7 protein-coding genes are annotated in these 7,853 nt (G+C 71.3%); 3 read left to right on the forward strand and 4 right to left on the reverse strand.

Annotated features, from left to right (window positions below; all coding sequences use genetic code 11):
• Window positions 1–69: 69 nt before the first annotated feature.
• Window positions 70–1,017 (forward strand): ABC transporter ATP-binding protein, encoded by a 948-nt coding sequence (locus JK363_RS39110; RefSeq protein WP_201883021.1) that lies wholly within the window; start codon window positions 70–72, stop codon window positions 1,015–1,017.
• Window positions 1,004–1,909: an ABC transporter permease gene (locus JK363_RS39115; protein WP_201883023.1), complete on the forward strand. Its 906-nt coding sequence runs from the start codon at window positions 1,004–1,006 to the stop codon at window positions 1,907–1,909. Before JK363_RS39110 ends, JK363_RS39115 begins: the two co-directional genes overlap by 14 nt.
• 46 nt (window positions 1,910–1,955) lie before the next feature.
• On the opposite strand, the gene JK363_RS39120 is transcribed toward JK363_RS39115, so the two are convergent.
• The 3 genes from JK363_RS39120 to JK363_RS39130 all read right to left on the reverse strand — a co-directional run bounded on the left by JK363_RS39120 (window position 1,956) and on the right by JK363_RS39130 (window position 5,237).
• On the reverse strand, window positions 1,956–2,957 hold the full coding sequence (locus JK363_RS39120) for a M28 family metallopeptidase (protein ID WP_201883025.1): 1,002 nt from the start codon (window positions 2,955–2,957) through the stop codon (window positions 1,956–1,958).
• 159 nt (window positions 2,958–3,116) lie between these two features.
• The gene (gene rarD / locus JK363_RS39125; protein WP_201883027.1) at window positions 3,117–4,235 is read right to left on the reverse strand and encodes an EamA family transporter RarD; all 1,119 of its coding nucleotides are present in this window, start codon (window positions 4,233–4,235) and stop codon (window positions 3,117–3,119) included.
• Window positions 4,236–4,352: 117 nt separating this feature from the next.
• Complete coding sequence (locus JK363_RS39130) at window positions 4,353–5,237, reverse strand: SDR family oxidoreductase (protein ID WP_201883029.1); 885 nt, start codon at window positions 5,235–5,237, stop codon at window positions 4,353–4,355.
• A 102-nt stretch (window positions 5,238–5,339) separates the two neighbouring features.
• Between JK363_RS39130 and JK363_RS39135 the strand changes: the two genes are divergently transcribed.
• Window positions 5,340–5,735 carry a winged helix-turn-helix transcriptional regulator gene (locus JK363_RS39135; protein ID WP_236076493.1) on the forward strand — a complete coding sequence of 132 codons (396 nt, stop codon included), beginning with the start codon at window positions 5,340–5,342 and terminating at the stop codon, window positions 5,733–5,735.
• Here the strand turns inward: JK363_RS39135 and JK363_RS39140 are convergent.
• Entirely contained in the window at window positions 5,732–7,708 is a 1,977-nt protein-coding gene (locus JK363_RS39140) for an APC family permease (RefSeq protein ID WP_201883031.1), read from the reverse strand. The two genes, JK363_RS39135 and JK363_RS39140, sit on opposite strands and share 4 nt — an antisense overlap.
• Between the last annotated feature and the right edge of the window lie 145 nt (window positions 7,709–7,853).

The raw sequence follows: 7,853 nt of genomic DNA on the forward strand, positions 1-7,853 counted from the left end.
GGACCGAACGCACCACAGCAGTACGCACTTCAGCAGTACGCACCACAGCAGTACGGCGAAGGGGAGCCCGTGGAGGAAACCGGGGCCGCGGTCGAGACCCGCGGGCTCACCAAGCGCTACCGGGGCGGCCAGCTCGCCGTCGACGGACTCGACCTGACGGTGCCGCGGGGCAGCGTCTTCGGCTTCCTCGGGCCCAACGGCTCGGGGAAGACGACGACCATCCGTATGCTCATGGGCCTGATCGAGCCGACCTCCGGAGCGGCCCGGCTGCTCGGCGAACCCATGCCGCGCGCCGCCCGCGGCGTACTGCCCAGGGTCGGGGCCCTCATCGAGGGCCCCGCGCTCTACCCCTATCTGACCGGCCGGGACAATCTGCTGCGCTATGACGCCGCCGACCCCACCGCCGATCCGCGCACCCGCCCCGCCCGCGTCGCCTCCGCCCTGGACCGGGTGGGCCTCGCCGCGGCGGCCGGGAAGAAGGCCCGCGCCTACTCGCTCGGGATGAAGCAGCGCCTCGGCCTGGCCGCCGCCCTGCTCCAGCCGCGTGAGCTGCTGGTCCTGGACGAGCCGACCAACGGCCTGGATCCGCAGGGCATGCGGGAGATCCGCAGTCTGGTGCGGGAGCTGGCGGGGGAGGGCACCACGGTCTTCCTCTCCTCCCATCTGCTCGACGAGATCGAGCAGGTCTGCACCCATGCGGCCGTCATGGCCCAGGGGAAGCTGATCACCCAGGGCACCGTCGCCGAGCTGGCCGCGAGCAGCCGCGGCCGGCTGTCGGTCACCACCCCCGATCCGGCGGACGCGGTCCGCGTTCTGAAGGAGCACGGGGTGACGGATCTGGTGGTGCTCGACGAGCGCGTCCTCGGCGAGCTGCCCCAGACACCCCTGGAACTGGCGGATCTCAACGCCGCCTTGGTACGCGAAGGGGTGCGGGTCCGGGCCTTCGGCACCGAGCGCGCCTCGCTGGAGGACGCCTTCGTGGCGCTGACCGGGGAGGGTTTCGATGTCGCGGGCTGAAGCCGGAACGCTGGAGGCACCCGCGCCGCGGCGGCCGCGTCCGCTGTGGACGCTGGCCCTCTTCCGCAGCGAGCTGGCCATCACCTTCCGGCGCTGGCGGACCCTGGCCCTGCTCGGGGTGCTCGCGGCCGTCCCCATCCTCATCGGTATCGCGGTGAAGATCGAGACCAGCGACGGCGGCGGGGTCGGACAGGGCGGTGGCGGCGGCGGAGAGGGCGAGGCCCCGGCGTTCTTCTCCCAGATCACCAACAACGGGATCTTCCTGCTCTTCGCCGCGCTGGCGGCCACCCTGCCCGTCTTCCTGCCGATGGCGATCGGTGTGATCGCCGGTGACTCGATCGCGGGCGAGGCGGGTGCGGGGACACTGCGCTATCTGCTGGTGGCGCCCGCGGGCCGTACCCGGCTGCTGCTGGCCAAGTTCACCGCCGTCTTGGCCTTCTGCCTGGTGGCCACCCTGGTGGTGGCCGTCACCGGGCTGGCCACCGGGGCGCTGCTCTTCCCGCTCGGGGACATCACCCTGATCTCCGGCACCACCGTCTCCTTCGGTGACGGACTGGTGCGGGCCCTGGGCGTGGCGGCCGTCGTGGCGCTGTCGCTGGTGGGGATCGCGACGGTGGGCGTGTTCATCTCCACCCTGACCAACAGCGGTATCGCGGCCATGGCCACGACCGTGGGGCTGGTGATCACCGCGCAGATCCTCGACACCATCCCGCAGCTGCACGCGATCCACCCGTATCTCTTCCCGCACTACTGGCTGAGCTTCGCGGATCTGCTCCGGGACCCGGTCTACTGGGACGACCTGGTCAAGAACCTGGGGTTGCAGGGGCTGTACGCGGCCGTGTTCGGCTCGGCGGCCTGGGCCCGGTTCACCGCGAAGGACATCACGGCCTGAGCCGACCGGGCCGAACGCGGCGCGGCACTGACGAGGGAGCGGGCGATCAGGCGCCGCTCAGGTTCCACAGCGCGTAGGCGATGGCGTCGCTGTTACGGTCCAGCGCGGTGTCGTTGATGTTGCTCGTGGTGTCACATGAGCGGTGGTAGCAGCGGTCGAACGGCTGGCCTGAGGTACCGCCCCACTTCTGGGCCTGGGCCGCCGTCTTGCGGTAGTCGGCGCCGCTGAACAGCCCGCCCACCGGGATGCCGACGTTCTTGAACGAGGCGTGGTCCGAGCGGCCATCACCCTCGGTCTCGGGCTCGGTGGCGATGTTCTGGCCGCTGAAGTACTGCTTGAACACCGACTCGATGGCCGGGTCGTCGTCGTAGACGAAGTAGCCCGGGTTGGGCGAGCCGACCATGTCGAAGTTGAGATAGGCGTCGATCTTGGCGCGGTCGGCGGAGGACAGCCGGTTGACGTAGTTCCGGGATCCGACCATCCCGAACTCCTCGGCGCCCCACCAGCCGAACCGCAGATGCTTGGTGGGCCGTGCCCCCGCGCGAGCGACGGCGAGCGCGTTCTCCAGGACGGCGGCGGAGCCCGAACCGTTGTCGTTGATACCGGGCCCGGCGGAGACGGAGTCCAGATGGGCCCCGGCGAACACCACGTTGTTGGTGTCACCGCCGGGCCAGTCGGCGATGAGGTTGTAGCCGGTGCTGCCGAAGTAGCTGAACTGCTGCACGGTGGTGGTGAATCCCGCGGCGTCCAGCTTGCCCTTGATGTAGTCGAGGGACGCCTTGTAGCCGGGGCGGCCGTGGGCGCGGTTGCCGCTGTTGGCGGTGGCGATGGACTGGAGCCGGCTGAGGTGGGCCTTCACATTGGCCACCGGGATGTCCGGTGCGGCCAGGGCGCTGCCGGAGGCCGCGGAGGCGGTACCGCCCGGTGCGGTGGCGGGCGCGGCCCCGACCAGGGCGGCGATCGCGGTGCCGACGGCTGCGGCGGTCGTGGTGCGGCGCAGCCAGGATCTTCGGGAAGTGAGGGGGCGTCGAGCTGCCGATGACGACATGGGGGCTCCGAATTCCGAACGCGGACAGGACGGAATGACGTGATGCGGTGTGATGCACGTGCCCGTGGGGGGCGATGGAGCGGTGAACCGGCGACGCGGTGGTGATGCGGCTGATGGTCCGGGTGGTGCTGACTCCGCGTCAAGAGCGGAAACCGGACATCAGCCGCCGGATATCGACCCGCCGTGCTTCTCCGGAGCGGTACCCGGGGCGATGTCCGGTACGGCGTCGGCGGCGGTCTCGGGACCGGCGCCCGGGATGACATCGGGCACCACCCGGGCGGCCTCCGCGGCGGCGACCGGTACGCCGTCGCGGCCGGAACGGGAACCGGAGTCGGGTTCGGCGACCGCGGGAGACAGCCCCGCCCGCGCGGCGGCGTCGGCCAGCTCTCGCCGTGCCCGGTGCGCGGTGTGCAGAGCGTCCCAGGTCAGCAGGGTGAGCGCACACCAGACCAGAGCGAAGCCCGCCCATCGCTCGGGCGGCATCGACTCATGGAAGACCACCAGGCCCAGGGTGAACTGGAAGATGGGCGCGATGTACTGGAGCATGCCGATCGTCGACAGCGGCAGCCGCACCGCCGCTGCCCCGAAGCAGATCAGCGGCAGCGCGGTGATGACACCGCAGCTCGCCAGCAGCGCCGAGTGGCCCGCGCCCCCGCTGCCGAAGGTGCTGTCACCGCGCGCCCCGAGGAACACCAGGAAGCCGAGCGCGGGCAGGAACTGGACGGCGGTCTCGGCGGCCAGCGACTCCAGTCCGCCCAGCCCGACCCGCTTCTTGACCAGGCCGTAGGTGGCGAAGGAGAAAGCGAGGGTGAGCGCGATCCAGGGCAGCTTGCCGTAGCCGATGGAGAGCACCACCACGGCCACCGCCCCGATGCCGACCGCGGCCCACTGCGCGGGGCGCAGCCGCTCACGCAGCAGCAGCACCCCGAAGGCGATGCTGACCAGGGGGTTGATGAAGTAGCCGAGGGCGGTCTCGACCACGTGTCCGCTGTTGACGCCCCAGATGTACAGGCCCCAGTTGACCGAGATGACGCTCGCCGCGATCGCGATCATCCCCAGCTGCCGGGGCTGCCGCAGCAGCGGCCGGATCCAGGCCCAGCGGCGCAGCGCGAGCAGGATCAGCCCGACGGCCGCCAGTGACCACACCATCCGGTGGGCGAGGATCTCCACCGCGTTCGCGGGCTCCAGCAGCGGCCAGAAGAGTGCCCCCAGTCCCCACATGCTGTAGGCCGCGAAGCCGTAGAGGAGCCCGGCGCGATCCTGTTGCTGCGGCTGCATGACCCCTCCCCGATGTGCGGGACATCCCTGGTGACCTGATGAAGGTAGCGCCCGGGAAGCCGTCTGTCATTCCCGTCTCATGGATACGGTGATGACAGGGGAGGGGGTGTTAGGGGATCACCTGGTGGTGCCCGTGATGCCCTTGAGGTCATGGAGAGCCACCGCGACCGCCTCCGCCAGCGGAGTGGCGGGACGGCCGATGAGCCGGGACAGCTCGCCGGAGGTGGCCGCCAGCCGGCCGCGTGCCACCGCGGTGTCGCTGTCCGCCAGGATCTCGGCCACCGGTCCGGGGAGCCCCGCGCCGGTGAGGACCGACTGGTACGCGTCCGGGGAGACCGGGTTGTAGACGATCTCCCGGCCGGTCCGCTCGGCGATCATGGCGGCGTACTCCGCGAGGCTCCAGGCGGTGTCACCGGACAGCTCGTACGCCCGGCCCGCGTGGCCCTCCCCGGTGAGCACGGCCACCGCCGCCGCGGCGTAGTCGGCCCGGGAGGCGGAGGCCACCCGGCCCTCGCCCGCGGCGCCGACGACTGCCCCGTACTCCAGGACGGGGGCGAGGTTCTCGGTGTAGTTCTCGTGGTACCAGCCGTTGCGCAGCAGTACGTACGGCACCCCGGACGCGGTGAGGGCCCGCTCGGTGGCCTGGTGTTCCTCGGCGAGGGCGAAGTCGGCGGTGGGCGCGCCCAGCACGCTGGTGTAGGCCAGCAGCGCGACCCCGGCCTCCCGGGCGGCATCGATCACGGCCCGGTGCTGCGGGACGCGGCGGCCGACCTCGCTGCCGGAGATCAGCAGCACCCGGTCGCCCGCGGTGAACGCGCCCTGGAGGGTGTGCGGTTCGCTGTAGTCGGCGGTATGGAGCCGTATGCCGCGGGCGGTCAGGGCGGTGGCCTTCGCGGGGTCGCGGACGACGGCGACGATCCGGTCGGCGGGGACCTTCTCCAGCAGTCCCTCGATGACAAGGCGGCCGAGATGGCCGGTGGCTCCGGTGACAACGATGCGCATTGCGGTTTCTCCCCGTTGACGCTGGTGGTAGCTGCTTACGCGGGCCACCCTAGATTCAGCGCTAACTGCTCGAAAGTACCCACTTCAACGTAAGGTACTGGCATGAAGGTAAGCGAAAAGCTCCAGGCCATGGCGGCTGCCGACAGCGACCCCACGGCCTGCCCGGCGCGGCTCATCCTGGAGCACATGACCAGCCGCTGGGGTGTGCTGGTGCTGGCCGTCCTGCTGGACGGCACCCACCGCTTCAGCGAGCTGCGGCGTACGGTCGGCGGGGTCACCGAGAAGATGCTCGCCCAGACCCTCCAGACCTTGGAGCGGGACGGCTTCGTCCACCGCGAGGCGCATCCGGTGATCCCGCCGCATGTGGACTACTCGCTGACCGAACTCGGCCGCGAGGCCGCTCAGCGCGTATGGACGCTGGCCTGCTGGGCGGAGGAGCAGGCCCCGCAGGTGCTCGCCGCCCGGGAGGCGTACGACGCGGCCAAGTCCCGCGGCTAGGGCATCTGCCGCCCCTTCCGCCGCCGCCCCATCGCCCGCACCGCCCGGCCGACGTCGAACGGCAGGATCGTCACCGCCACCCCCGGCAGATGTTCCAGCGCCTTCGCCAGCGCCTCCGCCGTCCCCCGGTGGAGCAGCTTGCCCAGCGGTGAGGAGTAGGTGCGGCGCGGTACCAGCAGGGTCAGCGCGGTCCGGCCGTCCTCGGTGGTACGGGCCGCCAGCTCCCTCACCGTATGGCGCAGCCGCCGGTCCGGGCACTCCACGACCTCCAGCGCCACGGTCACCCCCGCGGTCCGCTCCCACCGGGCCATCAGCCTGCGGGCATGGCTCTCGTCGATCATGATGTGCAGCGCCCGCACCTCGTCGGGCCGCAGCTCATGGGCGTAGCGCAGCGCCTCGACCGTCGCAAGGTCGATGCTGTCCGCCAGCACGTACACCACATGGCGGTGCCAGCGCGACGCGTCGTCGCGGGGACCCGGGACCGCCTCCAGGGCCGCCGCCTCCGCGCGGTACTCGCGGTTGATCCGAATCAGCGCCCAGACGCCGAGCGGGAAGACCACCACGACCAGCCAGGCGCCCTCGGTGAACTTGGTGACCGCGAAGATCAGCACCACCGTCGCGGACACCACCGCGGTGGTGAGGTTGACCGCCACCTTCCGGATGCGGCCCCGCTCCCTGCGCCGCAGGTGATACGCGGTCAGTCCGGCCCCGGCCATGGTGAACGCGGTGAACACCCCGATCGCGTACAGCGCGACCAGCCGGTCCACAGTGGCGTCGGTGACCACGAGCAGCGCGATCGCCACCACCGCCAGCGAGATGATCCCGTTGGAGAACGCCAGCCGGTGGCCGCGCCGGGTGAGCTGCCGGGGCAGAAAGCGGTCCTCGGCGACAAAGCTGGCCAGGAAGGGGAAGCCGGTGAACGGGGTGTTGGCGCCGGTGTAGAGGATCAGCGCGGTGGCGAGCTGGACGAACGCCAGCCCCAGCGCGCCCGGTACCCCGCCGCCGAAGACCAGATGGGCTTCCTGCGCCAGAACGGTCGGGGTGCCGTCCCGGTAGGGGATGGCGTGGGTGAAGTGGGCCATCGCCGAGACACCCAGCACCAGCGTGCCCAGCGCGCAGCTCATCGCGACCAGGGTGCGGCGGGCGTTGACGCCCTGGGGTTCCCGGAAGACGGAGACGCCGTTGGAGATCGCCTCCAGACCGGTGAGCGAGGAGCCGCCGTTGGCGAAGGCGCGCAGCACCATGAAGAGCGAGGCGCCGTAGAGCCATCCGCCGTCCGACTCCCCGAGCGGCACCGCGCCCGCGGCGTGCACATCGGCGTGCGGCAGTTGCCCGGTGAGCCCGCGGATCACCCCGATCACCAGCATCAGCCCGACGGCGAGCATGAACAGATAGGCGGGGACCGCGAAGACCCGTCCCGCCTCGCGCAATCCGCGCAGATTGCCGTAGGCGAGGAGCACGACCACACCGACGCTGAGGGGCAGTTGGAGGTGGTCGATCCCGGTCCAGGTGCCGCCCAGCAGATGGGCGAAGGAGATGATCGCGTTGGTGCCGGCGGAGACCTGGACGGCGACGGTGACGATGTAGTCGACCAGCAGCGCGACCGCGGCGATCTGCGCGATGTCGGGGCCGAAGTTCTCCCGGGCGACGATGTACGAGCCGCCCGCGCGGGTGTAGATCGTCACCACATCGCTGTAGCAGATCGTCAGCAGGAGCAGCACCAGCAGGATCGCCCCGGTGACCGGCAGGATCAGGGTGAACGCCGCGACCCCGATGACCGGCACCAGCACCCGCAGCATCTCCTCGCTGCCGTAGGCCGTGGAGGAGATGCAGTCCGAGGCGAGCACACCCAGGGCGATGGGATTGCGCAGCTTCTCGCGCCGGATGCGCTCGGTGACCAGGGGCGGGCCGAGCAGACGCCGTTTGACGCGGTAGCCGAGGCGGTCGGGCAGCGGGGCGGCGGTGTCGGCCATGGGCTTATGACAGCCGCTTCCCGGCCGGCGCGCGGTCCGACGCTCCGGCTGCTCAGCCGCCTGCGCCCGGACGTACGAACGCCCCCGCGGGCGCCGGAGCGCTCGCGGGGGCGGGTGCGGAGCGGGGGCGGCTCAGCCGACGACG

This window comes from Streptomyces coffeae (assembly GCF_016741875.1).
GTDB classification, from domain to species: Bacteria; Actinomycetota; Actinomycetes; order Streptomycetales; family Streptomycetaceae; genus Streptomyces; species Streptomyces coffeae.

Coding starts and splice junctions, on each gene's coding strand:
- JK363_RS39115 (WP_201883023.1), top strand. CDS start 1,004: ATGTCGCGGGCTGAAGCCGGAACGCTGGAGGCACCCGCGCCGCGGCGG.
- JK363_RS39120 (WP_201883025.1), bottom strand. CDS start 2,957: ATGTCGTCATCGGCAGCTCGACGCCCCCTCACTTCCCGAAGATCCTGG.
- rarD (WP_201883027.1), bottom strand. CDS start 4,235: ATGCAGCCGCAGCAACAGGATCGCGCCGGGCTCCTCTACGGCTTCGCG.
- JK363_RS39130 (WP_201883029.1), bottom strand. CDS start 5,237: ATGCGCATCGTTGTCACCGGAGCCACCGGCCATCTCGGCCGCCTTGTC.
- JK363_RS39135 (WP_236076493.1), top strand. CDS start 5,340: ATGAAGGTAAGCGAAAAGCTCCAGGCCATGGCGGCTGCCGACAGCGAC.
- JK363_RS39140 (WP_201883031.1), bottom strand. CDS start 7,708: ATGGCCGACACCGCCGCCCCGCTGCCCGACCGCCTCGGCTACCGCGTC.